Raw genomic sequence first — 26043 nt, forward strand, 5'->3', positions numbered from 1 at the left:
CGCCGAGGAGCGTGAGCCCTTCGGCGCCCGAACCTGTTGATCCATGAGCCAGACGGCCTTCTTTCCGCGCCCCGCGCCGATCACCCTTGCCGAGGTCGCCAAGATCAGCGGCGCCCGGCTCGCCGGCGACGGCGCCGCAGCCGATGCCATGGCGGCCCGCACCATCTCCTCGGTGGCCAGCCTCGATGCCGCAGGGCCGCAGGACCTCGCCTTCTGCGACACCTTCCTGTTCGCCGGGCGGCTCGCCACCACGCGTGCCGGCGCATGCATCACCTCGGAGCGCTTCGCGCCCAAGGCGCCGCCGGAGCTGGCGGTGCTGATCGCGCCGCGGCCGGCGCTCGCCTTCGCCTTGGTGACGCGGGCGCTGTACCCTTCGGCCCTGCGCCCGCAGGCGCTGTTCGCTCATGAGGGGGTCGCCCCCGGCGCGCTGGTTCATCCCAAGGCGCGTCTCGAAACCGGCGTCACCGTCGATCCGGGCGCCGTGATCGGCCCCGGCGCGGAAGTGGGCGCGGGCTCGGTGGTCTGCGCCGGCGCGGTGATCGGGCCCGAGGTGCGGATCGGCCGCAACTGCGCCATCGGGCCGGGCGCGAGCCTCACCCACGCCTTGCTCGGCAACAATGTCATCGTCCATGCGGGCGCGCGCATCGGCGGCGACGGCTTCGGCTACCAGCCGAGCGCCCGCGGCCACCTGAAGATCCCGCAGATCGGCCGGGCGGTGATCCAGGACGACGTGGAGATCGGCGCCAACACCACCGTCGACCGCGGCGCGCTCAACGACACGGTGATCGGCGAGGGGACCAAGATCGACAATCTGGTGCAGATCGCCCACAACGTGGTGATCGGCCGGCATTGCATCATCGTCTCGCAGACCGGCATATCGGGCTCGGCGACGCTGGGCGATTTCGTGATGCTGGGCGGGCAGGTGGGCGTGGTCGGCCACATCACCATCGGCACCGGCGCGCAGATCGCCGCCTCCAGCAATGTCGCGGGCGACGTGCCGCCCGGCGTGCGCTGGGGCGGCTCGCCGGCGAAGCCGGTGCGCGAATGGTTCCGTGAGGTGATGACCGTGAAGCGCCTCGCCCAGCGCCGGGGCGACGATTTGGACGCGGGCGACGCGCAGGACGCGCGCGCGCCACAGGACGACGGGGGACGGGGCGCATGAGCGACACGCCGCAGCTGGAAACCGAGGCACAACCGGGATCGGAGCCTGCGCCGGCCAAGGTCCTGCAGAGCGTGGACATCCAGCGCATCCTGGCCTGCCTGCCGCACCGCTATCCGTTCCTGCTGGTGGACCGGGTGGAGCAGATCGACGGCGACCTCTCCTGCGTCGGCATCAAGAACGTCACCGCCAACGAGCCCCACTTCCAGGGTCATTTCCCCGGCAATCCGGTGATGCCGGGCGTGCTCATCATGGAAGGCATGGCGCAGACGGCGGGCGTCATCTGCGTGCTCGGCAAGGAGCGGGAGACGCCGTCCCTGGTCTATTTCATGACCATCGACGAGGCGAAGTTCCGCCGCCCCGTGGTGCCGGGCGACGTGCTCGAATACCACATGACCCGCATCACCCGCCGCCGCAACATGTGGTGGTATCGTGGTGAGGCCAAGGTGCGCGGCGAGCTGGTCGCCGAGGCGCGCCTCGGCGCCATGATCATGGAGACCTGAGGCGTGCCGAACATCCACCCCACCGCCTTGGTGGACAAGGGGGCCCGCCTCGCGGACGACGTCGAAATCGGTCCATTTTCCACCGTGGGGCCGGATGTGGAGCTCGGCCAGGGGGTGCGCCTCGTCTCCCACGTGAACGTCTCCGGCGCGACCGCCATCGGCGCGCGCACGCTGGTCTATCCCTTCGCCTCGCTCGGAACCCCGCCCCAGTCGGTGCACTACAAGGGCGAGAAGACGCGCCTCCTCATCGGCGAGGACTGCGTCATCCGCGAGCACGTCACCGCCAATATCGGCACCGCCGGCGGACGCGGGCAGACGGTGATCGGCGCCCGCTGCATGCTCATGGTGGGGTCCCATGTGGGCCACGACTGCATCGTCGGCGAGAGCGTGGTGTTCGCCAACAACGCCACCCTCGCGGGCCATGTGAGCGTCGGTGATTTCACCTTCCTCGGCGGCCTGTGCGCGGTGCACCAGTTCACCCGCATCGGCGCGCAATGCATGATCTCCGGCCTCACCGGCGTGCGCGAGGACGTGATTCCGTTCGGCAACGTGCTCGGCCAGGCCGGCAAGCTGGTGGGCCTCAACGTCATCGGCATGCGCCGGCGCGGCTTCACCAAGACCCAGCTGCACGAGGCGCGCGCGGTCTATCGCGACCTGTTCTTCGGCGGCGGCACGTTCGATGCGCGCCTGGAGCGGGTGCGCGCCATGACCGGCCAGTCGGACTTCGCCGCGCAGGTGGTGGCCTTCATCGACCAGGACCGCTCGCGCTCCCTGTGCCAGCCCTCCCGGGGCGTCGTCCAGGAGGACTGAACGTGAGCGAGCCGCCGCGCCCCGCAACGGAGGCGCCGGCCGCCGGGCCGGGGGCGGGGGAGCATGCCGCCCGCGGGCGGAAGGGACCCACCGGCCAGGGGCCGCTCGGCATCGTCGCCGGCTCGGGCGCCTTTCCCGGCGCGGTCGCCGACGCCGCCATCGCCGAGGGGCGCGAGGTCATCCTGTTCCTGATCCAGGGCTTCGCCGATCCGGCGCTGGAGCGCTACGAGCACGTCTGGTTCCGCCTCGGCTCGCTGGGCAAGGTGGCGGCGATGGGACGCGCGCGCGGCATCCGTGACCTCGTCATGGTGGGGGGGCTTACCCGGCCGCGATTGCGCGACCTCGGCTTCGACCTCACCATGCTGCGGCTCCTGCCGCGCATCGCCCGGCTGTTCCGCGGCGGCGACAACCACCTTCTGTCCGGCGTGCTCCAGCTGGTGCAGGAGCAGGGCTTCCACCTCGTCGGCGCGCACGAGGCGGCGCCCGGTCTGCTGCTGCCGGAAGGGGTTCTGGGCTCGTGCCGGCCGTCCGAGGCCGAGCAAGCCGACATGGCCAAGGGCCTCGCCGTCATCCGCACGCTCGGGCCGTTCGACGTGGGCCAGGCGGTGATCGTCGCCGACGGCTGGGTGGTGGCGGTCGAGGCCGCCGAAGGTACCGACCAGATGCTGGCGCGCTTCGGCGAGATGCGCCGCTCCGGCCGCGTCCGCCTGGAGCGGCGGCAGGGCGTCCTGGTGAAGGCGCCCAAGCCCGGCCAGGACCGGCGCATCGACCTGCCCTCGCTGGGACCGCACACGGTGCAGCGGGCGGCGGAGGTGGGGCTTGCCGGCATCGCCTTCGAGGCGCGCGGCGCCATCGTGCCGGACGTGGAGACCCTGGTCCGGGCGGCGGACGCGGCCGGCCTGTTCGTGGTCGGCATGGCGCCTGGCGCGGCAAGGCGGCAGGCGGGAACAGGCACAGATGGCGGCAATTGACATGGTCCGCCCGCTCAAGGCTTTCCTGGTGGCGGGCGAGGAATCCGGCGACCAGCTGGGCGGCGCGCTCATGGAGGCGCTCGCCGCGCGGGCGCCCGAGGGGGTGGCCTTCTCCGGCGTCGGCGGCGCCCGCATGGGCCGGGCGGGGCTTGAGAGCCTGTTCCCCATGGAGGACCTCACCGCCATCGGCGTCGCCGCCGTGCTGGCGCGCCTGCCGCGCATCCTGCGGCGGCTGAAGCAGACCGTCGACGCGGTGCTCGCCGATCCGCCCGACGTGCTGGTGCTGATCGACGCGCCGGACTTCACCCACCGCGTCGCCGCGCGGGTGCGCGCCGCCAATCCGAACATCCCCATCGTCAAATACGTCTCGCCCACGGTGTGGGTGTGGCGCTCGGGCCGGGCGGCGGCCATGCGGCCCTATGTGGACCACCTGCTGGCGCTGCTGCCGTTCGAGCCGCAGGTGCACCGCGCGCTGGGCGGCCCGCCCACCACCTATGTGGGCCATCCGCTGCTGGAGCGGCTCGGCGAGCTGCGCCCGAGCGCGGAGGAGGCGGCGCGGCGCGATGCGCAGCCGCCGCTGGTCCTGGTGCTGCCCGGCAGCCGGCGGCGGGAGATCACCCGGCTCGGCGCGGATTTCGGCTGGGCGCTCGCCCGCCTGGCGAAGACGCAGGCCATGGACCTCGTGCTGCCGACCCTGCCGCGCCTGAAGGGCCTGATCGAGGAGACCATCGCCCCCTGGCCGGTGAAGCCGCGCATCGTCGTGGGCGAGGCGGAGAAGCTGGCCGCCTTCCGCAGCGCCCGCGCCGCGCTCGCCGCCTCCGGCACGGTGACGCTGGAGCTGGCGCTTTCGGGCGTGCCCATGGTGGCGGCCTATCGCATCGGCTGGCTGGAGGCGCAGGTCGGCCGGCGGCTGCTGCAGGGCACCAGCGTCATCCTCGCCAACCGCGTCATCGGCGAGGACGTGGTGCCCGAGCTGCTCCAGGAATTCCTCACCGTGCCGGTGCTCGCCGACGCGCTCGCCCGGATCATCGCCGACACGCCGCTGCGCGCGCGGCAGCTGGCCGGCTTCGCCCGGCTCGACGACATCTTCGCCATCGGCACCGAGCATCCGAGCGTGAAGGCGGCGCGGGTGGTGCTGAAGCTCGCGCGGGAAGGGCGCCCGGCGGCGGCGTCATAGGCCCCATGTTTCCCTTCCGTTCCACTTCGCGGCCGGGTCTGCCACTATGGCGGGGACCAAGCCTTCGGGCGCGGAACGATTCGCGTGCCCCGGGCCCCGCCCTTCTGCTATCGAGCACCCATGTCCGATACCGATGACCTCTTCGGGGGCGCCACGCCCCGTCCCGCCCCCAAGCCCGCAGCCAAGGCCAAGGCGACGGCCGTTCCGGCCATGGCCAACGACTACACCGCCGCCCATATCGAGGTGCTGGAAGGCCTGGAGCCGGTGCGGCGCCGGCCGGGCATGTATATCGGCGGCACCGATTCCAAGGCGCTGCACCACCTGTTCGCCGAGGTGATCGACAATTCCATGGACGAGGCGGTGGCCGGCCACGCCTCCTTCATCGAGGTGGAGCTGGGGGCGGACGGCTACCTGACCGTGACCGACAACGGGCGCGGCATTCCGGTGGAGGACCACCCGAAGTTCCCCGGCAAGTCGGCGCTCGAGGTCATCATGACCACGCTCCATGCCGGCGGAAAGTTCGACAGCAAGGTCTACGAGACCTCGGGCGGCCTGCACGGCGTCGGCGTCTCGGTGGTGAACGCGCTCTCCGACGACCTGGAGGTGGAGGTGGCGCGGGGCCAGACGCTCTACCGCCAGAGCTTCTCCAAGGGCGTGCCCCAGGGGCCGCTCAAGGAGGTGGGCCGCATCACCAACCGGCGCGGCACCCGCGTGCGCTTCCATCCCGACCCGGAGATCTTCGGTGCCTCGGCCCATTTCGAGCCGGCCCGCGTGTTCCGCATGGCGCGCTCGAAGGCGTATTTGTTCGGCGGCGTCGAGATCCGATGGTCCTGCGACGGCGCCCTGGTGAAGGGCACGGACGTGCCCGAGAAGATGGTGTTCCGCTTCCCCGGCGGCCTGCGCGACTATCTCGCCGGCGAGCTGGAGGGCCAGACGCTGGTGCACCCGGACATCTTCTCCGGCCGCATCCAGAAGGCGGGCGGCCACGGCTCGGTGGAATGGGCGGTGGCGTGGGTCGCGGACGGCGACGGCGGCATCTCCTCCTACTGCAACACCATTCCGACGCCCGACGGCGGCACCCACGAGAACGGCCTGCGCACGGTGCTGCTGAAGGGCCTCAAGGACCATGCCGAGCGCTCCGGCCAGGGCAAGCGCGCCGGCATCGTCACCGGCGACGACGTCATCACCGGCTGCGCCGCCATGCTCTCGGTGTTCGTGCGCGAGCCGGAGTTCCAGGGCCAGACCAAGGATCGCCTCGCCACCCAGGAGGCGGCGCGCATCGTCGAGCAGGCGCTGCGCGACCCCTTCGACCACTGGCTCGCGGCCAATCCGGTGCAGGCGAGCCGCCTGCTCGACCACGTGATCGACCGCGCCGAGGAGCGCCTGCGGCGCAAGCAGGAGAAGGAGGTCTCGCGCAAGACCGCGGTGCGCAAGCTGCGCCTGCCGGGCAAGCTCGCCGACTGCTCCAACACCGAGGCGGCGGGCTCGGAGCTGTTCATCGTCGAGGGCGACTCGGCCGGCGGCTCGGCCAAGCAGGCGCGCGACCGCAAGACCCAGGCGGTGCTGCCGCTGCGCGGCAAGATCCTGAACGTGGCGAGCGCGGGCCGCGACAAGCTGGCCCAGAACCAGCAGCTCGCCGACCTCGGCCAGGCGCTCGGCTGCGGCGCGCTCAACCACTATCGCGAGAGCGACCTGCGCTACGAGAAGGTCATCATCATGACCGACGCCGACGTGGACGGCGCCCACATCGCCTCGCTGCTCGTCACCTACTTCTTCCGCCAGATGCCGAAGCTGATCGAGGAGGGCCACCTCTTCCTCGCCGTGCCGCCGCTCTACCGCATCACCCAGGGGGCGAAGACGCTCTACGCCCGTGACGACGCCCACAAGGACCAGCTGCTGAAGAAGGAGTTCTCGGCCAAGGGCAAGGTGGAGGTGGGCCGCTTCAAGGGCCTCGGCGAGATGATGCCGGCGCAGCTGAAGGAGACCACCATGGACCCGCGCACCCGCACGCTCCAGCGCGTCGGCATCGAGGACGCCGAGCGGGCGGCGACCGCCGACCTGGTGGAGCGCCTCATGGGCAACAAGCCGGAAGCGCGCTTCGCCTTCATCTCCGAGCGCGCGGCGTTCGCGGACGAGGAGCTGCTGGACATCTGAGCGCCTGCTTGGAAGTGCCAGGAACGGCGCCTTTCGCGGCGTCGCACGTCCACACAAGTCCGGGCATGGCGGGAAGCCGGGCCGGGACCCGATCTGGCGTTTTCAAACCGGCCCTGCCTCGCCTGCCGCCACGATGGCGAGCCGGCGAGGGGGAACAGGATCGCCATCGGCGCCTTTCCCCACTCGGGGGAAGGGTGTAGACACCTTCGCCCCACACCGCCGGCCGCTTCCAGCGCCGGCCGCGTCAGGAGAGGAAGATGGCGGATCAGAAGGCTCGCATCGCCGTGCTCGGCGCCTCCGGCTATACCGGGTCGGAGCTGGTGCGCCTGCTGCTGCGCCATCCGCGCGTCGAGATCACGGTCCTGACCGCCGACCGCAAGGCCGGGCAGGCGATGGCGGACGTGTTCCCGCAGTTCGCGCCGTTCCCGCTGCCGAAGCTCGTCACCATCGAGGAGGCGGACTTCTCGGCCGTGGACCTCGTGTTCTGCGCGCTGCCCCACGCCACCACCCAGCAGGTGGTGAAGGCGCTGCTGGAGAAGCATCCGGGCCTCAAGGTGGTGGACCTTTCCGCCGACTTCCGCCTGTCCGACCCCGGCGCCTACGAGCAGTGGTACGGCCACCCGCACGGGGCGCTGGAGCTGCAGCAGGAGGCGGTGTTCGGGCTGGTGGAGATCTATCGCGAAGAGATCCGCAAGGCGCGGCTCGTCGCCAATCCCGGCTGCCACACCACCACCGCCATCCTGCCGATCGTGCCGCTGCTGGAGGCGGGGGCGATCGATCCGGACAGCATCGTCATCGATTCCAAGACCGGCATGTCGGGTGCCGGCCGCTCGGCCAAGGAGGCGATGCTGTTCTCGGAGATCTCCGAGGGCACGTTCGCCTATTCGGTGGGCTCGCACCGGCACATGGGCGAGCTGGACCAGGAATATTCCAAGGCCGCCGGCCGGCCGGTGACGCCCATGTTCGTGCCGGTGCTCGCGCCCATGAACCGGGGCATCTACGCCACCATCTTCGCGCGCACCACCGGCGCCAAGGCCGAGGACCTGCACCAGATCATCGCCACCTACTACAAGGGCGAACCGTTCGTTCATGTGCTGCCGCTGGGCCAGGTGCCGCTGTCGCGGCATACCCGCGGCTCCAACATGGTCCTGATCGGCGTGGTGGCGGACCGCATTCCCGGCCGCGTCATCATCGTCTCGACCCTGGACAACCTGGTGAAGGGCGCCTCCGGCCAGGCGGTGCAGAACATGAACCTGGTGCTCGGCTTCCCCGAGACGCTCGGGCTGGAGCAGATCGCGCTCTCGCCATAGGCGCGGCGGCGGCGCTTTCGCCGCCCGCCCGCGCGCGTGAAGGGGAGGGACAGCGGCGCCCGGGGCGGTAATCCGGTGATTGATCCCGCCCAACGGGCTGCATCGCTGCGAGTTTTCCGCTTCGGCGGCCTGGGATATGATAGACAAGGCTCCGTCCTGCGTCGCGGGCGGCGCACCGGGAGACCTGCGATGAAGCTCTTTCCCCCCTCCGCTGTCGCCGAGGACGCACAGCAGACGACGATCGCCCCCGAGGCGCTCCAGCGCATCGCCGCCGCCGTGGCGGCGGCCGAGGCGAAGACGTCGGCCGAGATCCGCGTGGTGGTGCAACGCGAGCCGCTGATCCAGCATCCCTTCTACTCGGTGATGTATGCGGCGCTGGCGGCGCTGGTGCTGCCGTGGATCCTGGTGCTGCTCTTGCCCATGCGGCCGATGCAGCTGCTCGGCATCCAGGCGGCCATGTTCATGGTGTTCGCCGGCATCCTGATGCTGCCCAGCGTCGCCCAGAAGGTGATCCCGCGCCTCGCCCTGAAGGCGGCGGCGCGCTCCGCCGCCGTCGAGATGTTCCTTGCCCACGGCATCCCGCAGACCAAGGGGCGCACCGGCATCCTGATCTTCGCCGCCTCCCAGGAGCACCTGATCGAGGTGGTGGCGGACGAGGGCGTGCATACCCCGCTCGGTCACAGCGCCTGGAGCGACATCTGCGAGCGGGTGGCCGACCAGGCCAAGAAGGGCAGCCTTGCCGATGGCCTCATCGCCGGCGTGCACAAGGCGGGCGACCTGCTCTCCGGCCCGCTGCCCTCAAAGCCCGGCGAGCGCAACGAATTGGCGAACCACGTCATCATCATGTGAGAGCGGGCGGTCCGAGCGCCCGCGGACCCGTCATGCCCCGGACACAGCCGGGGGATGAGGGCGCGGAAAATTCCAGGGCGCGCTCCGACTTTGGTCCCGCCGCCAGCCGGCTTTCATTCTGCTGCATGGCGGCATAGATTGCCGGCCCGAGCCGACCCGGGCTCGGACTAGGCAAGGGGCTTTCCTCCATGACCAAACCCGCCGTTCGCGTCGCCGTCACGGGCGCCGCCGGTCAGATCTGCTATTCTCTCCTGTTCCGCATCGCCAACGGCGACCTGTTCGGCAAGGACCAGCCCGTCATCCTGCAGCTCCTCGATTTGCCCCAGGCCCAGGGCGCCGTGAAGGGCGTGGTGATGGAGATCGAGGACTGCGCGTTCCCGAACTATGCCGGCGTGGTGATCACCGACGATCCGAAGGTGGCCTTCAAGGACATCGACGCCGCCATCCTGGTGGGCGCCCGCCCGCGCTCGAAGGGCATGGAGCGCGCCGACCTGCTCAGCGCCAACGCCGAGATCTTCAAGGTCCAGGGCAAGGCGCTGAACGAGGCGGCCAAGCGCGACGTGAAGGTGCTGGTGGTCGGCAACCCGGCCAACACCAACGCCTACATCACCGCGAAGAGCGCCCCGGACCTGCCGGCCAGGAACATCACCGCCATGCTGCGGCTCGACCACAACCGCGCGCTCTCGCAGTTCGCCGCCAAGGCGAACGTCGCCTCCAAGGACATCGAGAAGGTCGCGGTGTGGGGCAACCACTCGCCGACCATGTATGCCGACTACCGCTTCGCCTCGGTGGACGGCAAGCCGCTGCCGGCGCTCATCAACGACGAGACCTGGTACCGCGAGGTGCTGCTGCCGACCGTCGGCAAGCGCGGCGCCGCCATCATCGAGGCGCGCGGCCTGTCCTCGGCCGCCTCGGCCGCCAACGCCGCCATCGACCACATGCACGACTGGATCCACGGCACCGACGGCAAGTGGGTCTCCATGGGTGTCGCCTCGGACGGCTCCTACGGCGTGCCGGAGGGCATCGTGTTCGGCATGCCTGCGGTGTGCTCGGGCGGCGAGTACGAGGTGGTCCAGGGCCTGCCCATGGACGACTTCTCCAAGTCCATGTTCGACAAGACCCTGAAGGAGCTCCTGGAGGAGCGCGACGGCGTCGCCGGCCTCCTGGGCTGAACGATCGCGGGCGCCGCGCCTTGCGGCGCCCGCTTCCCTGCGGGGGCGGAGCGAACTAGGTTGGCGGCCCGCCGGGCCGCGCCCGGACCCCGAGGATTTGCGTTTATGACCATCCAGCCGCTGCCCGTGGAGGCCGAGCCCGTCGTCACCATCGGCGGCGTGAGGATCGGCAACGCTTTGCCGCTCGCGCTCATCGCCGGCCCCTGCCAGATGGAGAGCCGCGCCCACGCTCTGGAAGTGGCGGCCGCGCTCAAGGAGATCGCCGCCCGCCGGCAGATCCCGCTGATCTTCAAGACCTCGTTCGACAAGGCCAACCGCACCTCTCTGTCCGCCCAGCGCGGCATGGGCCTCGGCGGCGCGCTGCCGGTGTTCGCGGAGATCCGCGACACGCTGGGCCTGCCGACGCTGACCGACGTGCACGAGATCGACCAGTGCGCCCCCGCCGCCGAGGTGGTGGACGTGCTGCAGATTCCCGCCTTCCTGTGCCGGCAGACCGACCTCTTGGTCGCCGCCGCCCGCACCGGCAAGGTGGTGAACGTGAAGAAGGGCCAGTTCCTCGCCCCCTGGGACATGAAGAACGTGGTGGCCAAGCTCACCGGCGCCGGCAACGGCAGGGTGCTGGTCACCGAGCGCGGCGTCTCGTTCGGCTACAACACGCTGGTGTCCGACATGCGGGGCCTGCCGATCCTCGCCAAGACCACCGGCGCGCCGGTGGTGTTCGACGCCACCCACTCGGTGCAGCAGCCGGGCGGGCAGGGCACCTCCTCGGGCGGACAGCGCGAGTTCGTGCCGGTTCTGGCCCGCGCCGCGGTGGCGGTGGGGGTCGCGGCGGTGTTCATCGAGACCCACCCCGATCCGGACAAGGCGCCCTCGGACGGGCCGAACATGGTGCCGCTCAGGGAGCTGGAGGGCCTCATCGCCACGCTCCAGGCGTTCGACGCCGTCGCCAAGGCACACCCGGTCAGCATCTGAGGGGACGCCTCAAGGGGCAGCACGCAGCGGTGGCCCACGGACGCACCGCTCGGGGCATGACGGGGCACCACGACGCAAGGTGAACGCTCGATCGCCTCAGTTCGGCGCCGTCAGCTCGCCGGACGCGCGGTCGTAGCGCCACATGGCGCCGGGGCCGATATGGGTGCCGCCGATGGCGCGCTCCACCTGGTTCTCGCAGGCATGGTCGAAGCGCCCCGCCAGCGCCGCGGCGCCCGCCTTGGTGAGGGCGATCTCGGCTCCCGCATAGGCGCGGTAGGAAGCTTCCGCGGCGCCGCCGTCGCCCGGGGTGAAGCCGAGCGGGCCGCAGTCTCCGGTGCGGAACGGCAGCCCTTCGATCAGCGGCTCGTGGGCGAAGGCGAGGCCGTCGAGGCGCAGGAAGAAGGGCAGGTCGGCGAGAAACTGCGCCTCGTCCATGGAATGCACCGCGCCGAACACCTTCGCCACCTTCGCCGGCCCGTCCGCGAGCTGGCGCAGGATGCGCTCCTCGGTCAGCGAGAGGCCGGAATGGGGCGCCGGGAACTCCGCCAGCAGGCGCCGCAAGGCGGGCGCGAGATGGGGCAGGCTGTCGTGCCGGGCATGGGCGAAGTCGGCCAGCGCCGTGGGGGTGGGGGCGGTGAAGGCCTCCCAGGCATGGCGGCCGGTCTCCATCTGCAGCTGCGAGAGCGGCGCCCGCGCCTCGGCGAGCGCCGACACCTCGTCCGCCTCCATGATGCCGAGATAGTGGGAGGCCTGCAGGAGGAACACACCCATGCGCTCGGGCTGGTCGGAGAAATAGTTCAGGACCTGGATGAGCTGGAGCTGGTCGTAGAGATCGTGCTCGAACCACAGCTCCACCTCGCCATAGGCGCCGTGGACCTCGATCTGGGCATCGCGATGGGCGAAATCCGCACGCACCGCGTCGAGCTCCATGCCCAGAGCCTCGGCCAGGAAGGCCGCCCGCACGTCCGAGACGCGGTCGAGGTCGGCGTCGGCCGGCACCGGTCCGTCATGCAGCATGTCCTGCCACGGAACGAGGTGGCCCTTAAGCCCCGCCGCCCGGATGCGGCCGGCGGCGGCGTCGCCATTGGTGATGATGAGCTTCGGCATGGAGGCCTGCCTTTCCGGGCGCCTGCGCGCCGCGATCATCCCCCGCGTTCAACCGCGCCCACGATAGGGCGCGACGCCCGTCTCGGGAAGCCATGCTCCCTTCGGCACGGTTCCGGTCTGCCAGAAGACGTCGATGGGGATGCCCCCCCGCGGATACCAGTAGCCGGCGATGCGCAGGAAGCGCGGCTCCAGCAGGCCGGCGATGCGCTTGCCGATGGCCACCGTGCAATCCTCGTGGAAGGCGCCGTGATTGCGGAAGGCGGCGAGATAGAGCTTCAGCGACTTGGATTCCACCAGGAACCGGTCGGGCACGTAGTCGATGACGAGGTGCGCGAAGTCCGGCTGGCCGGTCACCGGGCACAGGGAGGTGAATTCCGGGCAGGTGAAGCGCGCCACATAGTCCGTGTCCGGGTGCGGGTTCGGCACGCGGTCGAGCACCGCCGCCTCGGGCGAGGCGGGCAGGGCGGTCGTGATGCCGAGCTGGAGCGGCGTGTCGGTCATGGGCTCACATCCTTGAAACGCGGGCAATACGGCGCTTCGGCTCGCGGTTCAACCGGCGCCGCCGCCGGCCGGCGGCGATCCTTGCTTCCGGCGCGGCACTGCTTCGCCGCCCAGCCCCCTTCGCACGGAAGCGTGATCGCGCTAGAAGCACCGCGCCCGCAAGCTGTGCACCAGGGAAGGACCATTTCATGACCGCCATCGTCGACATCATCGCCCGGGAGATCCTCGACAGCCGCGGCAACCCCACGGTGGAGGTGGACGTGGTGCTGGAGGACGGCTCCTTCGGCCGCGCGGCGGTGCCGTCCGGCGCCTCCACCGGCGCCCATGAGGCGGTGGAGCTGCGCGACGGCGATGCCGACCGCTATCTCGGCAAGGGGGTCGAGAAGGCGGTGGAGGCGGTCAACGGCGAGATCTTCGACGCCATCGGCGGCTACGAGGCCGAGGACCAGGCCCATATCGACAGCGTCCTCATCGGCCTCGACGGCACCCCCAACAAGGCCCGGCTCGGCGCCAACGCCATCCTCGGCGTCTCGCTGGCGGTGGCGAAGGCGGCGGCGGTGGCGTCCGACCTGCCGCTCTACCGCTATGTGGGCGGCGTGAACGCCCGCGTGCTGCCGGTGCCGATGATGAACATCATCAATGGCGGCGCCCATGCGGACAACCCCATCGACTTCCAGGAATTCATGATCATGCCCGCCGGCGCGCCGACCTTCGCGGAAGGCCTGCGCTGGGGCGCCGAGGTGTTCCATACCTTGAAGAAGGGCCTCAAGGCCGCCGGCCACAACACCAATGTGGGCGACGAGGGCGGCTTCGCGCCGAACCTGCCGTCCGCCGACGCGGCGCTCGACTTCGTCATGACCGCCATCGAGAAGGCCGGCTTCAAGCCGGGCGAGGACATCTATCTCGGCCTCGACTGCGCCGCGACCGAGTTCTTCAAGGACGGCGCCTACGCCTATGAGGGCGAGGGCAGGACGCGCTCCATCGAGGAGCAGGTGAAGTACCTCGCCGACCTCGTGGCGCGCTATCCCATCGTCACCATCGAGGACGGCATGGCCGAGGACGACTGGGCCGGCTGGAAGCTCGTCACCGACGCCATCGGCGCCAAGTGCCAACTGGTGGGCGACGATCTGTTCGTGACCAATGTCGAGCGCCTGTCGCGCGGCATCAGGGAGGGGGTCGGCAACGCGATCCTGGTGAAGGTGAACCAGATCGGCTCCCTCACCGAGACCCTGGACGCGGTGGAGATGGCCCACAAGGCGGGCTACCGCGCGGTGATGTCCCACCGCTCGGGCGAGACCGAGGACGCGACCATCGCCGACCTCGCCGTGGCGACCAATTGCGGGCAGATCAAGACCGGCTCGCTCGCCCGCGCCGACCGCACCGCCAAGTACAACCAGCTGCTGCGCATCGAGCAGGAGCTGGGCAACGAGGCGCGCTATGCCGGCAAGGCGGCGCTCAAGGCGCTCGCCTGAGCCTCAAGGCCTGGAACCGGGAAACTCCTCCCTCCTTGTGGGGAGGGGCAGAGGAGGGGCGGGGGTGTCGGCGCGTTCGCCGTCTTTCGCCGTCATGCTCCGGCTTGACCGGAGCATCCATCCTCGCGATTGCAAGTGCGGCGAGGGTCATAGGCCCTCCGGTCAAGCCGGAGGGCGACGGGTGGAAGATGATGGGGCAGCGCCACCCCCACCCCCCTCCCTACAGGGGGGTGGGGGTGGCACGTTCTCTCTGGAGGCGAAGGGGCCGGCTCCATGAGCCGCCGACTGGCGCCGCGCCTCACCCCTTCGCCAGCTTCTCCGCCACGCGGGGGGCGAAATAGGTGAGGATGCCGTCGGCGCCGGCGCGCTTGAAGGCCATCAGGCTCTCCAGCATGATCCGGTCGCCCTCCACCCAGCCGTTGCGGGCCGCGCCCTCGATCATCGCGTACTCGCCGGACACCTGATAGGCGTAGGTGGGCAGGCCGAACGCCTCCTTCACCCGCCACACGATGTCGAGATAGGGCAGGCCCGGCTTCACCATCAGCATGTCGGCGCCTTCCTCGACGTCCAGCGCCGCCTCGCGCAGCGCCTCGGCGCCGTTGCCGGGGTCCATCTGGTAGGTGCGCTTGTCGCCGGTCAGCGTCTTGGCGGTGCCGATGGCGTCGCGGAACGGGCCGTAGAAGGCCGAGGCGTACTTCGCCGCGTAGGACATGATCTGCACGTCCTCGAAGCCGGCCGCGTCGAGCCCCGAGCGGATGGCGCCGATGCGCCCGTCCATCATGTCGGAGGGGGCGATCACGTCGGCGCCGGCGGCGGCCTGGGTGATGGCCTGGCGCACCAGCACCTCCACCGTCGCGTCGTTGAGGATGCGCCCGTCCTCCAGCAGGCCGTCATGGCCGTGGCTGGTGAAGGGGTCGAGGGCGACGTCGGTGATGAGGCCGATGTCCGGCACCTCGGCCTTGATGGCGCGCAGCGCCCGGCACACCACGTTCGCCTCGTTCAGCGCCTCCGAGCCCATCTCGTCGCGCCGGGCCGGGTCGACATAGGGGAAGATGGCGAGCGCGGGGATCTTCAGCCTGGCCGCGCCCTCGGCCGCGCGCACCGCCTCGTCCACGGTGAGGCGCTCGACACCGGGCATGGAGGCGATGGGGGTGCGCGCCTGATGCCCGTCCATGACGAAGATCGGCCAGATCAGATCGTCGACGGTGAGCGTGTTCTCGCGCACCAGCCGGCGCGACCAGTCGCTCTTGCGGTTGCGGCGCATGCGCACGGGAAGGTCGAGACGGTGCGCGGCGCGCTCGGGCGCGGCGGCCAGCTCGGCGGCGGGGCGGATGCGGGGGGTGGTCATCGGCATGGTCGGTCTTTCCGGCGGCCGCGTCAGGCGCGGCCGGCATTCGCTCAGGCGCTGCCGCCCGGCTCGTGGCATGCGGCGCCGGCGCGCCGCGACGCTTTTATAGCGCCCGCAGCCCGCCATCGCGAGGGTGGCGGCATGGCAAAACGTTGACGCTGGCTCCCACCGAGAATAACGCTCGCATGGCCGTCGCCGCGGTGCCTCAGGCACCGGGCAAAAGAATGCACGCGGGATGCGGAGGAACGGGAACGCCATGGAGCCTGAGGTCATTCTGGAGGAGAAGGGCGCCGCAGGCGTCATCACGCTCAACCGGCCGAAGGCCCTCAATGCGCTCACCTTGCCCATGGTGCGCGAGATCATCCGCAGCATGCGCCATTGGGCGGCGGCCCCCGCCATCACCCGCGTCATCATCAAGGGCGCCGGGGAAAAGGCGTTCTGCGCCGGCGGCGACGTGCGCTGGCTCTGCGAGTCGGGCAGCAGCGGCCGGGTCGCCGACGCGCTCGCCTTCTGGCGCGAGGAATATGTGCTCAACCACTATATCGGCTGCTTCCCCAAGCCCTATGTCTCGCTGATCGACGGCATCTGCATGGGCGGCGGCTTCGGCATCTCGGCCCATGGCGCGCACCGGGTGGCGGGCGACCGCTATCTGTTCGCCATGCCGGAGGTGGGCATCGGCCTGTTCCCGGACGTGGGCGGCACCCATGTGCTGCCGCGCCTTCCGGGGGCGTTCGGCACCTATCTGGCGCTCACCGGCGCGCGCATCCGCGGCGCCGACGCCTATGCGGTGGGCCTCGCCACCGACGTGGTGCCCTCCGCCGCCTTTTCGGCGCTGGAGGCCGCGCTCGTCGGCGGCGCGGAGGTGGAGCGCGCGATCGCCGATCACCGCATCGAGCCCGGCCCCGGCCCGCTCGCCGAGCGGCTCGCCTTCATCTCGGTGGCGTTCGCGCGGCCGGACGTCGTCTCCATCCTCGCGGCGCTGGACGAGGCGGCGGGGATGGGCGGCGCGGACGGGGAATTCGCCGCCGCCACGGCGGCCGAGATCCGCACCAAGTCGCCCACCTCGCTCTCCATCGCCATGGAGCAGATCCGGCGCGGCCCCGCGCTCGATCTCGCGGGCTGCCTCAAGGCGGAGTTCCGGGCGGTGAACCGCGTCGCCGCCGGCCATGACTTCTACGAAGGCGTGCGCGCCGCGCTGATCGACCGCGACCATGTCCCGCGCTGGCGTCCGGCGACGCTGGCCGACGTGGACCCGGAGGTCATCGCCGCGCACTTCGCGCCCATCGACGACGAGCTCGAGCTCCTGGCGCCGGGGGCATGAGCCAGTACGAGCCCATCGACGCCAGCGCGCGCGCGACCCTGGAGAAGCTGCCGCCCTGGCGGCGGCGGCTGTTCCTGTTCCTGCGCGCGGTGGCGGCGTTCCTGCTGTTCGAGGGCGTGATCCAGTGGGCGGTCATCCTCGGCATCGGCGACGGCACGCCCTCGCGCTTCGAGCAGATGGGCACGGTGGCCCAGGCGGCGGTGATCTGGGCCGCCATCATCGATCCCATCGCCGGCGTCGGGCTGTGGCTGCGCGCCGGCTGGGCGGTGGTGCTGTGGCTGATCGCGACGCTGACGCAGGTGCTGTTCGGCGCCCTGGCGCCGGCGGAGATGACCCGCATCCTCCTCTTCACCATCGTCGAGCTGGCCCTGGTGGTGGCCTATGCGGTCCTCTCCATCAAGGCGGCGCAGGAAAGCGACGAGGGGTGAGCGCGGCGGCGGGAGGCCGGCCGCACCCCCGGCCTCAGGACCAGCTGCCGAGATAGGCGAGAACGCAGATCACCAGGATGGCGGCCACGATGATCCAGTGGCGCGCGGCGAAATTGTGCAGAATCATGCGGAAAGTCCTGTCCCGGCTCAGTCGTCGTTGGAGGCGTTGAGATCTTCCGGGCGCAGCCCTTCCGATCTCGGGCGCAGCATCACGCCCTGCGAACCGCCATTGGTGAAGGCGATGCCCGCATCGGCCAGCGCGTCGGCGAGGCGGACGCGGGTCGCGGCGAGGGGCGCATTGAGGGCCTCTTGGGGCGTCGCGTCGGCCTCGGCCGCGCGCACGTCATCCGCGGTCACGCCGGCGTGGGCGGCGAGCTCCGCGCGCTTCCAGCCGAGCAGGGCCCGCCCCGCCTTGATCTGGCGGCCTGTGACGTCGGACAGCGGCAACCGCGAACCTCCCCGTGATCGGGGGGAAGATGCCATGCCCCAAGGGTCGGCACAACGCCCCGCCGGAGGCGGCGGTGCCCTCAGAAGGTCTCGACCCAGGGCCGCAGGTCCATCTCGGCCGTCCAGGCGGAGCGGTGCTGGCGGTGGAGGGTGAGATAGGCCGCGGCGATGGCATCGGGGTCGAGCCACCTGTCGGGGGCGCCCGCATCGCCGGGCCGGGCCCAGGACGAGGCGATGCCGCCGTCGACGATCAGGTGCGCCACATGGATGCCGCGCGGCCCGAGCTCGCGGGCGAGGCCCTGCGCCAGCCCGCGCAACGCGAACTTCGCCATGGCGAAGGGCGTCGACTGCGGCATCGCCTTGACCGAGGCGGTGGCGCCGGTGAAGAGCAGCGTGCCGGCGCCGCGCCTCAGCATGCGCCGCGCCGCCGCCTGGGCGGTGAGGAAGCCGGCGAAGGCCCCGGTCCGGTAGGCCGCCAGCACCGCCTCGGGGTCGAGGTCCTCGATCGGCCCGCGGTGACGCTGGGCGGCATTGAAGACGACGAGGTCCGGCGTTCCGAGCGCGCCTTCCGCGCGCGCGAACGCATCCTCGATCTGGCCCGCATCGGCGGCATCGGCGGCCAGCGGCAGCACGGTGGTCTGCTTCGACAGGCTGGCGACCAGCTCGGCGAGCTTGTCCACGTTCCGCGCGACCAGCGCGAGCCGGAAGCCGTCCCGCGCCAGGCGGCGGGCGAGGGCGGCGCTGAGGCCGGGCCCGGCCCCGACGATGACGGCGACCTCTGTGCCCATGGCGTGGCTCCTCTTCGGGTGGTGGACGCGGCGTGACGAACCGGCCCGGCGCCGACCCGACCTTGGTTCTTGTGAGGCCAGGGCGGCGCCCGTACATTAACGACAGCCGGGAGCGATTGCATGGAGCCTCCCCCTCCGCTTGTCGACGAAATCTACGAGGCCGGATCGGTTCCGGACCTGTGGCCGCGGGCACTCGACAGGCTCGCCGCAGCAGTCGACGGCGCCGGGGCGGCGCTGTTCGCGGTCCGGGCCGACGGGCTGCGCTCCGTCGCCACGCCGGTGATGGTCGACCTGCTGCAGGAGTTCGAGGCCATGGGCCGGCCGGAGCTCAACCGCCGGACCCCTCTTGCCGTTTCCCTGCGCCATCCCGGCTTCATCACCGAGGCGGACGTCTTCACCGAGGCGGAGCTCGAAGCCGATCCCTTCTACGCGGAGTTCCTGCGCCCGCGCGGCTTCGGCTGGTGCGCCGGGAGCGCGATCTTCGTGCCGGGCGGCGACACCATCGTCATTTCGGTCGAGAAGCGGCTGAACCTCGGACCGGTCTCGCGAGAGCACGTGGCGATGCTCGACCGGCTGCGCCCGCACCTCGCGCGCGCCGCCGCCTTCTCGGCGCGCCTCGCCCTCGACCGGGTCCGCTCCGCGACCGAGGCGCTGGGCCTCATCGGGCTTCCGGCGGCGGTGCTGGGCGATCGCCAGCAGCTCCTGTCCGCCAATGCGCTGTTCGAAGACCTGATCCCGGACGTCGTGCGCAACCGCCGGCAGCGCCTCATGCTGTCGGACCCCGGCGCCGACGCGCTCCTTGCCGATGCCTTCGCGCGGAGCCTGGCGCGGGCGGGCGGCGGCGTTCAATCCATCCCCATAGCCGCGCACGAGGCGCGGCCGGCCATGGTGGCGCACCTGCTGCCCGTGCGCGGCGTCGCCAATGACGTGTTCTCGGCCGCCAGCGGGTTGCTGATGCTGACGCCCGTGGTTCCCGGAAAGGGGCCGCCCCGGCAACTGCTGGAAGGCCTGTTCGACCTTTCTCCGGCGGAGGCGCGGGTGGCCGGCTGGCTGGCCGACGGCGCCAGCGTCCAGCAGATGGCCAGCCGCCAGGGCGTTTCCCCCGAGACCATCCGCGGCCAGCTCAAGGCGGTGTTCGCCAAGACCGGCACAAGCCGTCAGGCCGACCTGGTCCGGCTGCTCGCCGGCCCGTGGCATTTCTGACGCCCGCCTCACTGCGGCGCGAACAGTTCCTGGGCCGCCTCCGCGTCCACATAGACGATCCCGTCCTCCACCTTCACCGGATATTCGGCAAGGGCGCTCTCGCGCGGCTCGATCGCCGCGCCCGTATTCATGTCCCAGGTCCAGAAGTGGCTCGGGCAGATGAGGACCGTGCCGTCGAACGCGGCCTCGGACAGCGGCGTTCCGGAATGCGGGCAGACCCCCTGAAAGGCGCGCAGCGCCCCGTCGTCCGGCCAGGCGAGGATGACGTGCCGCTGCGAGGCGATGACGAGGCACATGCCGCCCTCGGGGATGGTTTCGAGCTTGCAGACGCGTGTGAACATGGATCGCCCCCGGTGCATCGTTGCGGGCGCCGCCGCTCGCGTGGCCGGCCGCTGGCAAGGATCGTGCATCGAGCGGGCCAAGCCGGCCCCTCGGGCGAGGCGCGTTCCGGGGGAGATCCCGCCGCGACGCCGCAACCCGCTGGCAGGGCGAGGGATTTGCGATACCGACGAACGAGGCGGGCATGCCGCTCTATTCTTATCATTGTCAGGATTGCGACAAGGATTCCGAGCTGCTGATGGGGGCGTCCGACACCGCCATCTGCCCGGCCTGCGGCAGCGCGCGGATGGAGCGGATGCCCTCGCGCATCGCGCCGGAGGGCAAGAGCCGGGCGATCATCAAGTCCGCCCGCGCCCAGGCGGCGCGCGAGGGCCATATGAGCAACTACAGCCGCGCCGAGCGGGGCGGCTGACCGGCGCGGGTGTATCGCCGGCTGCGGCGGATGCGCTCCGGCCGAGCCGGAACATGACGGCATTCCCGGGGCCGGCCTGGGCCTTTTCCCCATCGCTCCGGATCGACCGGAGGGCCCATGGGCGCGATGTGCCGCGGGCGGCCGACCCGCGCGCCTCTCACAAGGACCTCGTCACCGCCTCTTCCCTACCGGAAAACCACTCTGTGGCAATTTCGCAACGGGCCAGCGAAACGTTGGAAGATCGGGCTTTGCCGCTCCGGACTTAAGCCGCCGTTTACGCCTGCGGCTCTTTAGTGCGTGGCATGTTCTGTTGCGTGCGAGTTCGGTCACATGCGTAGCTCCAACGAGACTTTTGGGCGAAATGTCCTCGTGCGATTGGCGGTGGTCGGCCTTGTGTCCGGCGCCGTTGCCGGGTGCAGCTCAGACACCAACCGCTTCGCCGCCGAGAGCGGGGCTCCCATGGGCGCCGGTGCGGTGTCTTATGGCGGCCAGCCGGCACCGGAGGTGACGGGATCGCTGCGGACCTCCGCGCCGGCCGGCGCCGTGATGTCGAGCCCGCTTCCGCCGCCCGGGCAGGGCGCTCCCTCTTCCTATGCCTCGGCCGGGAGCCAGCCGCTCTACGGCTCGCCCGCCTACAATGGCGGCCAGGGCTACGGCGCCGCTCCGGCACCGGCGAGGGCCGGCACCCACGTGGTGCAGGCCGGCGAGACCCTCGGTTCGGTCGCTCGCACCTATGGGGTCGGAGCCGACCAGCTCGGCGCGGCCAACGGCATCGCCCCCGGCATGACCGTGCGCACCGGCCAGGCCCTCGTGATCCCGCAGCGCTCCAGCGTCGCCCAGGCGCCGCAGGCGGCTCCCCCGGCGCCGCGCGCCGTGGCCTCGGCCCCGGTTCCGGCTCCCGCTCCGGCCGCCAGGCCGGCGCAGGTCGCCGCCGCTCAGCCCAAGCCGGCCGTCGCCCAGGCGGAGGTGAAGGCTGCCGATCCCAAGGTCGCCGCCAAGACCCAGGCCGTCGCCGCCTCGCCCGCGCCGGCTCCGGCCGGCCAGAAGGCCGACGCCAAGGTGGAGACCGCCGCCAAGCTGACCCAGGTGGCCGACGCCGATGACGGCCCGCGTGCCGCCGGCTCGGGGCCGCAGTTCCGTGCCCCGGTGCGCGGCCGCGTGATCGCCGGCTACGGGCCGAAGCCCGGCGGCACCCACAATGACGGCGTGAACTTCGCCGTGCCGGAGGGCACCGCCATCCGCGCCGCCGAGGACGGCACCGTCGCCTATGCCGGCAACGAGCTGAAGGGCTTCGGCAATCTGGTGCTGATCAAGCACGCGGACGGCTATGTCACCGCCTATGCCCATGCCAGCGAGATCGACGTGAAGCGCGGCGACCAGGTGCGGCGCGGCCAGGTGATCGCCAAGGCCGGTCAGAGCGGCAACGTCCAGACCCCGCAGCTGCACTTCGAGATCCGCAAGGGCAACCAGCCGGTGGACCCGAGCCGCTACGTGGCGGGCCTCTGATCCGGGCGGGCATCGCGCCAGAAGAACCTCATCGCAGACGGCCGGGCTCGCCCGGCCGTTTTCTTTTGTCCGGCCCGTGCCCGCTGCCCCCGCGGCTTGACGGCGCGCGAGGCCGCTTATAGGGGCAAGCCATGACCGTCCGCGCCTTCATCTCCGGTTGCGCCGGAACCCGCCTTTCGCCCGACGAGCGCGCCTTCTTCGCCGAAAGCGCGCCCTGGGGCTTCATCCTCTTCGCCCGCAACGTGGAGGACCCGGCGCAGGTGCGCGCGCTGGTCGGGGCGCTGCGCGAGGCGGTGGGCTGGAACGCGCCGGTGCTGATCGACCAGGAGGGCGGGCGCGTGCAGCGCCTGCGGCCGCCGCACTGGCCCGAATACCCGCCGGCCGAGCCGTTCGGCGTGCTCTACGACCACGATCCCGCCACGGCGCTGAAGGCGGTGCGGCTCAATTCGCGCGCCATCGCGGCGGACCTTGCGGCGCTCGGCATCGACGTCGACTGCCTGCCGGTGGCGGACCTGCGGCATCCCGACGGGCACGGCATCATCGGCAACCGCGCCTATGGCGAGACGCCGGCCAAGGTGGCCGCGCTCGCCCGCGCCGCCTCCGACGGGCTCATCGACGGCGGCGTGCTGCCGGTGGTGAAGCACATTCCCGGCCACGGCCGCGCCCCCGCCGACAGCCACGAGCGCCTGCCGGTGGTGGCGGCGCCCCGCGCGGTGCTGGAGGCCGAGGACTTCGCCGCCTTCCGCGCGCTCGCCGACCTGCCGCTCGGCATGACCGCCCACGTGGTCTATCGCGCCATCGATCCGGAGCATCCCGCGACCACCTCGCCGGTGATGATCGCCGACGTGATCCGCCGCGACATCGGCTTTTCCGGCCTGCTCATGAGCGACGACCTCTCCATGGGCGCGCTCGCGGGCAGTCTCGCCGACCGGGGCCGCGCCGCCATCGCCGCCGGCTGCGACATGCTGCTCCACTGCAACGGCAGGCTGGAGGAGATGACGGAGGTCGCCGCCGTCGCTCCGGCCCTGGCCGGCCTCGCCGCCGAGCGGGCCGGGCGCGCGCTGGCGCTGCGCAAAATGGCCGACGCGGTTGATGTTGCGGCGCTGCGCGCCGAGGTGCAGCATCTCCTTTCACGGGAGGCGTGATCCGAGATGGCCGGGGACGCGGCGCCGAGCTTTGCCGAGGACGAGCTCCCCAGGGGCGGGGAGGGCGCCTTCGTCGTCGACATCGACGGCTTCGAGGGGCCGCTCGATCTCCTGCTCGCGCTCGCCCGCACCCAGAAGGTGGACCTCACCCGCATCTCCATCCTGGCGCTGGCGGACCAGTATCTCGCCTTCATCGAGCAGGCGCGGCGCGGCCGCCTGGAGCTCGCCGCCGACTATCTGGTGATGGCGGCCTGGCTCGCCTACCTGAAATCGCGCCTGCTGCTGCCGGCGGCGCCGAAGGAGGACGGCCCGAGCGCCCAGGAGCTGGCGGACGCCTTCGCCCGGCGCCTCAGGCACCTGGAGCGCATCCGCAAGGCGGCGCAGGAGCTGATGGACCGCCCGCAGATGGGTCGCGAGGTGCTCGCCCGCGCCCTGCCGGACCCGCGCGACCTGCCCAAGGGGCCGGTGACCTACACCGCCACGCTCTACGACCTGCTCTCCGCCTATGCCCGCCAGCGGCAGGTGAAGGCGCTGTCCCACGTCACGCTCAAGACCCGCGCCGTGTGGTCGCTGGCCGAGGCGCGCGAGCGGCTGGAGCGGCTGCTGGGCGGCGGGCTCTCGGACTGGATGCGGCTCGACCAGTTCCTCATCGACTACATGACCGAGCCCGCCCAGCGCGCCACCGCGCTCGCCTCCAGCTTCTCGGCCAGCCTCGAGATGGTGCGCGAGGGGATGCTCGACATCCGCCAGGACGCTCCCTTCGCCCCCCTGTGGCTGCGGCCGCACCAGGCTGACGGCGAGCCGGCCGGGGAGGGGCCATGAACAAGGCCGCCCCGCGCGTCGACCTGTTCGACGTCCGCCCCGACGACGAGCGCGCCGTCGCCTTCGTGCGCGACCTGCGCACCGTCGAGGCGCTGCTCTTCACCGCCTCGGCGCCGCTCGACGCGCAGGCCCTGTCGGCCCACCTGCCCAAGGAGGCGGACATCGGCGCGCTGATGGATGCGCTTGCCGCCGACTATGCCCGGCGCGGCGTCAACCTGGTGAAGGCGGCCGGCGGCTGGATGCTGCGCACGGCGCCCGACCTCGCGCACGTGGTGGCGGCGCGCGCGCCCGAGCCGCGCAAGCTCTCGCGCGCGGCGGTGGAGGTGCTCGCCATCGTCGCCTACCACCAGCCGGTGACGCGGGCCGAGATCGAGGAGATCCGCGGCGTGTCCACCTCCAAGGGCACGCTCGACGTGCTGCTGGAGACCGGCTGGGTGCGCCTGCGCGGCCGCCGCAAGGCGCCGGGCCGGCCCGTGACCTACGGCACCACGCCGGCCTTCCTGGTGCAGTTCGGCCTCGACCAGGTGCAGGACCTGCCGGGCCTCGACGAGATGAAGGGCGCCGGCCTCATCGACGGCCGACTGCCGCCCGGCTTCACCATCCCTCTGCCCTCCGACGACCCCCACCTCCACGAGGACGAGGAGGCGCTGGAAAGCGAGCCGCTCGACTTCGCCCTGACGCCGCCGCCCTCGGACGAGGACGAGCCCGCCGACGAAGAGGACGCAAGAGATTGAGTGCCCTCGCAAGCCTCGGCGCACGCCCCCGCACCCCCGCCGCGATTCCCAAGCGGCTTTCGTTCGACAATGTCAGCCTCTCATATGGCGATGTGCCGGCTGTGCGCGGCGTCTCGCTCGACATCGAGCCGGGGGAGGTGATCTGCCTGCTCGGCCATTCGGGGTGCGGCAAGACCTCGCTGCTGCGGCTCGCCGCCGGCATCGAGCGGCCGGACGCCGGCCGCATCCTGCTGGACGGGCGGGAGGTGGCGTCGCCGGCCACCTTCGTGCCGCCGGAAAAGCGCGGCGTCGGCCTTGTGTTCCAGGACTTCGCGCTGTTCCCGCACCTCAACAACCTCGAGAACGTCATGTTCGGCCTCGGCGCCCTGCCGCGGGCGGAGGGCCTCGCCGAGGCCCGGCGCGCGCTCGCCCGGGTGGACCTGGAGGAGGTGGCGGACGCCTATCCCCACGAGCTGTCGGGCGGCCAGCAGCAGCGCGTGGCGCTCGCCCGCGCCATGGCGCCGCGGCCGGGCATCCTCTTGCTGGATGAGCCGTTCTCCGGCCTCGACCGGCGCCTGCGCGACCAGGTCCGCGCCGACACGCTGGCGGTGCTGCGCGACGCCAAGGCGACCTCGATCATCGTCACCCACGACCCCGAGGAGGCCATGCGCCTCGCCGACCGCATCGCCTTGGTGCGCCGGGGCGAGCTGGTGCAGGCGGGGCCGCCGGCGACGCTCTACCGCGACCCGGTGGACCTCAACGTGGCGCGATTCTTCTGCGAGATGAACGAGGTGCCCGGCATCGCCGCCGGCGGCCGGGCGGAGACCGCGCTCGGCGCCTTCGCCGTGCCGGCGCACGTCCCGGACGGACCGGTGGTGGCGGCGGTGCGGCCGGCCGGCATCCGCATCGGCCCGCGCGGCTGCGGCCGGCCGGGGCGCGTCATCGACCGGCGCTTCCTGGGCGAGCTCGATCTCGTGGAAGTGATGGTGGAGGGCGTCGCGCGCCCCGTGGTCGCCCGTCTGAAGGACGCCGGCACGGCGGCGCGCGGCGAGGAGGTGGGCGTTACCGCCGATCCGGGCGAGGTTCTTGTTTTCGCCGCTTCCGACGCCTAGTCTGCGCGCCACGCATGCCCCGGCGCGCTGCGCCGGGCGACAAGACAATCTGGAGGACGGTAGATGGGTTCGTTGAGCATCTGGCACTGGATCGTGGTGCTGGCCGTGGTGCTCCTCCTGTTCGGCCGGGGCAAGATCTCCGACCTCATGGGTGACGTGGCCAAGGGCATCAAGTCCTTCAAGAAGGGCATGGCGGAGGACGACGAGCCGGCCAAGGCGGCCACCCCGCCGGAAGCGCCGCGGCCGATTCCGCACCAGAACGCGAGCGCCCCCGAGGCCGAGAAGAAGCCCGTCTGATCTCA

The 26043-nt window shown here is 71.6% G+C and carries 27 protein-coding genes; 21 read left to right on the top strand and 6 right to left on the bottom strand.

Features of this window, described 5'->3' with window-relative positions; all coding sequences use genetic code 11:
* Positions 1-43 precede the first annotated feature (43 nt).
* The 10 genes from lpxD to kdsA all read left to right on the top strand — a co-directional run bounded on the left by lpxD (position 44) and on the right by kdsA (position 11077).
* Positions 44-1162, top strand: a complete 1119-nt coding sequence (gene lpxD, locus V5F67_RS12520; RefSeq protein WP_394017536.1) for a UDP-3-O-(3-hydroxymyristoyl)glucosamine N-acyltransferase — start codon at positions 44-46, stop codon at positions 1160-1162.
* A complete protein-coding gene (gene fabZ / locus V5F67_RS12525) occupies positions 1159-1662 on the top strand; it encodes a 3-hydroxyacyl-ACP dehydratase FabZ (protein WP_394017535.1) in 504 nt (167 codons plus the stop codon). The genes lpxD and fabZ overlap by 4 nt, the downstream gene beginning before the upstream one ends.
* A gap of 3 nt (positions 1663-1665) precedes the next feature.
* Complete coding sequence (gene lpxA / locus V5F67_RS12530; protein ID WP_394017534.1) at positions 1666-2472, top strand: acyl-ACP--UDP-N-acetylglucosamine O-acyltransferase; 807 nt, start codon at positions 1666-1668, stop codon at positions 2470-2472.
* Positions 2473-2474: 2 nt separating this feature from the next.
* A complete protein-coding gene (locus tag V5F67_RS12535; RefSeq protein ID WP_394017533.1) occupies positions 2475-3443 on the top strand; it encodes an LpxI family protein in 969 nt (322 codons plus the stop codon).
* Positions 3430-4620 carry a lipid-A-disaccharide synthase gene (gene lpxB / locus V5F67_RS12540; protein ID WP_394017532.1) on the top strand — a complete coding sequence of 397 codons (1191 nt, stop codon included), beginning with the start codon at positions 3430-3432 and terminating at the stop codon, positions 4618-4620. The genes V5F67_RS12535 and lpxB overlap by 14 nt, the downstream gene beginning before the upstream one ends.
* Before the next feature lie 120 nt (positions 4621-4740).
* Positions 4741-6774, top strand: coding sequence for a DNA topoisomerase IV subunit B (parE, locus tag V5F67_RS12545; RefSeq protein WP_394017531.1), 2034 nt, complete (start codon positions 4741-4743; stop codon positions 6772-6774).
* A 257-nt stretch (positions 6775-7031) separates the two neighbouring features.
* Entirely contained in the window at positions 7032-8084 is a 1053-nt protein-coding gene (gene argC, locus V5F67_RS12550) for an N-acetyl-gamma-glutamyl-phosphate reductase (protein ID WP_394017530.1), read from the top strand.
* Between the two features lie 189 nt (positions 8085-8273).
* Positions 8274-8933, top strand: a complete 660-nt coding sequence (locus tag V5F67_RS12555) for a TPM domain-containing protein (protein ID WP_394017529.1) — start codon at positions 8274-8276, stop codon at positions 8931-8933.
* Positions 8934-9121: 188 nt separating this feature from the next.
* Positions 9122-10105: a malate dehydrogenase gene (locus tag V5F67_RS12560; protein ID WP_394017528.1), complete on the top strand. Its 984-nt coding sequence runs from the start codon at positions 9122-9124 to the stop codon at positions 10103-10105.
* Positions 10106-10210: 105 nt separating this feature from the next.
* Positions 10211-11077, top strand: coding sequence for a 3-deoxy-8-phosphooctulonate synthase (kdsA, locus tag V5F67_RS12565; protein ID WP_394017527.1), 867 nt, complete (start codon positions 10211-10213; stop codon positions 11075-11077).
* 96 nt (positions 11078-11173) lie between these two features.
* Here the strand turns inward: kdsA and V5F67_RS12570 are convergent, their stop codons facing one another.
* Both V5F67_RS12570 and queF read right to left on the bottom strand, forming a co-directional pair.
* Positions 11174-12184 (bottom strand): DUF1835 domain-containing protein, encoded by a 1011-nt coding sequence (locus tag V5F67_RS12570; protein WP_394017526.1) that lies wholly within the window; start codon positions 12182-12184, stop codon positions 11174-11176.
* Positions 12185-12232: 48 nt separating this feature from the next.
* Positions 12233-12685 (bottom strand): preQ(1) synthase, encoded by a 453-nt coding sequence (queF, locus tag V5F67_RS12575; RefSeq protein ID WP_394017525.1) that lies wholly within the window; start codon positions 12683-12685, stop codon positions 12233-12235.
* A 188-nt stretch (positions 12686-12873) separates the two neighbouring features.
* On the opposite strand from queF, the gene eno reads away from it, so the two are divergent.
* Positions 12874-14157, top strand: coding sequence for a phosphopyruvate hydratase (gene eno / locus V5F67_RS12580; protein WP_394017524.1), 1284 nt, complete (start codon positions 12874-12876; stop codon positions 14155-14157).
* A 298-nt stretch (positions 14158-14455) separates the two neighbouring features.
* Here the strand turns inward: eno and hemB are convergent, their stop codons facing one another.
* On the bottom strand, positions 14456-15511 hold the full coding sequence (gene hemB, locus V5F67_RS12585; protein WP_394017523.1) for a porphobilinogen synthase: 1056 nt from the start codon (positions 15509-15511) through the stop codon (positions 14456-14458).
* 250 nt (positions 15512-15761) lie between these two features.
* On the opposite strand from hemB, the gene V5F67_RS12590 reads away from it, so the two are divergent.
* Positions 15762-16826 carry an enoyl-CoA hydratase/isomerase family protein gene (locus V5F67_RS12590; protein WP_394017522.1) on the top strand — a complete coding sequence of 355 codons (1065 nt, stop codon included), beginning with the start codon at positions 15762-15764 and terminating at the stop codon, positions 16824-16826.
* On the top strand, positions 16823-17254 hold the full coding sequence (locus tag V5F67_RS12595; RefSeq protein ID WP_394017521.1) for a DUF6163 family protein: 432 nt from the start codon (positions 16823-16825) through the stop codon (positions 17252-17254). The genes V5F67_RS12590 and V5F67_RS12595 overlap by 4 nt, the downstream gene beginning before the upstream one ends.
* Before the next feature lie 147 nt (positions 17255-17401).
* Here the strand turns inward: V5F67_RS12595 and V5F67_RS12600 are convergent, their stop codons facing one another.
* Both V5F67_RS12600 and V5F67_RS12605 read right to left on the bottom strand, forming a co-directional pair.
* Positions 17402-17701: a helix-turn-helix domain-containing protein gene (locus tag V5F67_RS12600; RefSeq protein WP_394017520.1), complete on the bottom strand. Its 300-nt coding sequence runs from the start codon at positions 17699-17701 to the stop codon at positions 17402-17404.
* A gap of 80 nt (positions 17702-17781) precedes the next feature.
* Positions 17782-18489, bottom strand: a complete 708-nt coding sequence (locus tag V5F67_RS12605) for an SDR family NAD(P)-dependent oxidoreductase (RefSeq protein ID WP_394017519.1) — start codon at positions 18487-18489, stop codon at positions 17782-17784.
* Positions 18490-18609: 120 nt separating this feature from the next.
* Between V5F67_RS12605 and V5F67_RS12610 the strand changes: the two genes are divergently transcribed.
* Complete coding sequence (locus V5F67_RS12610) at positions 18610-19692, top strand: helix-turn-helix transcriptional regulator (RefSeq protein WP_394017518.1); 1083 nt, start codon at positions 18610-18612, stop codon at positions 19690-19692.
* An 8-nt stretch (positions 19693-19700) separates the two neighbouring features.
* Here the strand turns inward: V5F67_RS12610 and V5F67_RS12615 are convergent, their stop codons facing one another.
* Entirely contained in the window at positions 19701-20033 is a 333-nt protein-coding gene (locus V5F67_RS12615; protein WP_394017517.1) for a monooxygenase system ferredoxin subunit, read from the bottom strand.
* A 182-nt stretch (positions 20034-20215) separates the two neighbouring features.
* Here V5F67_RS12615 and V5F67_RS12620 point away from each other — a divergent pair, with 182 nt between their 5' ends.
* From V5F67_RS12620 to V5F67_RS12650, 7 genes are all read left to right on the top strand, one after another.
* The gene (locus V5F67_RS12620) at positions 20216-20443 is read left to right on the top strand and encodes an FmdB family zinc ribbon protein (protein WP_394017516.1); all 228 of its coding nucleotides are present in this window, start codon (positions 20216-20218) and stop codon (positions 20441-20443) included.
* A 369-nt stretch (positions 20444-20812) separates the two neighbouring features.
* Positions 20813-21949 (top strand): peptidoglycan DD-metalloendopeptidase family protein, encoded by a 1137-nt coding sequence (locus V5F67_RS12625; protein ID WP_394017515.1) that lies wholly within the window; start codon positions 20813-20815, stop codon positions 21947-21949.
* Between the two features lie 131 nt (positions 21950-22080).
* Positions 22081-23094: a beta-N-acetylhexosaminidase gene (gene nagZ, locus V5F67_RS12630; RefSeq protein WP_394017514.1), complete on the top strand. Its 1014-nt coding sequence runs from the start codon at positions 22081-22083 to the stop codon at positions 23092-23094.
* Positions 23095-23100: 6 nt separating this feature from the next.
* The gene (locus V5F67_RS12635; RefSeq protein ID WP_394017513.1) at positions 23101-23916 is read left to right on the top strand and encodes a segregation and condensation protein A; all 816 of its coding nucleotides are present in this window, start codon (positions 23101-23103) and stop codon (positions 23914-23916) included.
* A complete protein-coding gene (scpB, locus tag V5F67_RS12640) occupies positions 23913-24650 on the top strand; it encodes an SMC-Scp complex subunit ScpB (protein ID WP_394017512.1) in 738 nt (245 codons plus the stop codon). Before V5F67_RS12635 ends, scpB begins: the two co-directional genes overlap by 4 nt.
* Positions 24647-25741 carry an ABC transporter ATP-binding protein gene (locus V5F67_RS12645; RefSeq protein WP_394017511.1) on the top strand — a complete coding sequence of 365 codons (1095 nt, stop codon included), beginning with the start codon at positions 24647-24649 and terminating at the stop codon, positions 25739-25741. Before scpB ends, V5F67_RS12645 begins: the two co-directional genes overlap by 4 nt.
* A gap of 63 nt (positions 25742-25804) precedes the next feature.
* Complete coding sequence (locus V5F67_RS12650; protein ID WP_394017510.1) at positions 25805-26038, top strand: twin-arginine translocase TatA/TatE family subunit; 234 nt, start codon at positions 25805-25807, stop codon at positions 26036-26038.
* Positions 26039-26043 lie beyond the last annotated feature (5 nt).

Origin of the sequence: Xanthobacter pseudotagetidis (assembly GCF_043194795.2) — a bacterium.
Lineage (GTDB): Bacteria > Pseudomonadota > Alphaproteobacteria > Rhizobiales > Xanthobacteraceae > Xanthobacter > Xanthobacter tagetidis_A.

Coding starts and splice junctions, on each gene's coding strand:
- lpxD (WP_394017536.1), top strand. CDS start 44: ATGAGCCAGACGGCCTTCTTTCCGCGCCCCGCGCCGATCACCCTTGCC.
- fabZ (WP_394017535.1), top strand. CDS start 1,159: ATGAGCGACACGCCGCAGCTGGAAACCGAGGCACAACCGGGATCGGAG.
- lpxB (WP_394017532.1), top strand. CDS start 3,430: ATGGCGGCAATTGACATGGTCCGCCCGCTCAAGGCTTTCCTGGTGGCG.
- parE (WP_394017531.1), top strand. CDS start 4,741: ATGTCCGATACCGATGACCTCTTCGGGGGCGCCACGCCCCGTCCCGCC.
- argC (WP_394017530.1), top strand. CDS start 7,032: ATGGCGGATCAGAAGGCTCGCATCGCCGTGCTCGGCGCCTCCGGCTAT.
- V5F67_RS12555 (WP_394017529.1), top strand. CDS start 8,274: ATGAAGCTCTTTCCCCCCTCCGCTGTCGCCGAGGACGCACAGCAGACG.
- V5F67_RS12560 (WP_394017528.1), top strand. CDS start 9,122: ATGACCAAACCCGCCGTTCGCGTCGCCGTCACGGGCGCCGCCGGTCAG.
- kdsA (WP_394017527.1), top strand. CDS start 10,211: ATGACCATCCAGCCGCTGCCCGTGGAGGCCGAGCCCGTCGTCACCATC.
- V5F67_RS12570 (WP_394017526.1), bottom strand. CDS start 12,184: ATGCCGAAGCTCATCATCACCAATGGCGACGCCGCCGCCGGCCGCATC.
- queF (WP_394017525.1), bottom strand. CDS start 12,685: ATGACCGACACGCCGCTCCAGCTCGGCATCACGACCGCCCTGCCCGCC.
- eno (WP_394017524.1), top strand. CDS start 12,874: ATGACCGCCATCGTCGACATCATCGCCCGGGAGATCCTCGACAGCCGC.
- hemB (WP_394017523.1), bottom strand. CDS start 15,511: ATGCCGATGACCACCCCCCGCATCCGCCCCGCCGCCGAGCTGGCCGCC.
- V5F67_RS12590 (WP_394017522.1), top strand. CDS start 15,762: ATGGAGCCTGAGGTCATTCTGGAGGAGAAGGGCGCCGCAGGCGTCATC.
- V5F67_RS12595 (WP_394017521.1), top strand. CDS start 16,823: ATGAGCCAGTACGAGCCCATCGACGCCAGCGCGCGCGCGACCCTGGAG.
- V5F67_RS12605 (WP_394017519.1), bottom strand. CDS start 18,489: ATGGGCACAGAGGTCGCCGTCATCGTCGGGGCCGGGCCCGGCCTCAGC.
- V5F67_RS12610 (WP_394017518.1), top strand. CDS start 18,610: ATGGAGCCTCCCCCTCCGCTTGTCGACGAAATCTACGAGGCCGGATCG.
- V5F67_RS12615 (WP_394017517.1), bottom strand. CDS start 20,033: ATGTTCACACGCGTCTGCAAGCTCGAAACCATCCCCGAGGGCGGCATG.
- V5F67_RS12620 (WP_394017516.1), top strand. CDS start 20,216: ATGCCGCTCTATTCTTATCATTGTCAGGATTGCGACAAGGATTCCGAG.
- nagZ (WP_394017514.1), top strand. CDS start 22,081: ATGACCGTCCGCGCCTTCATCTCCGGTTGCGCCGGAACCCGCCTTTCG.
- V5F67_RS12635 (WP_394017513.1), top strand. CDS start 23,101: ATGGCCGGGGACGCGGCGCCGAGCTTTGCCGAGGACGAGCTCCCCAGG.
- scpB (WP_394017512.1), top strand. CDS start 23,913: ATGAACAAGGCCGCCCCGCGCGTCGACCTGTTCGACGTCCGCCCCGAC.
- V5F67_RS12650 (WP_394017510.1), top strand. CDS start 25,805: ATGGGTTCGTTGAGCATCTGGCACTGGATCGTGGTGCTGGCCGTGGTG.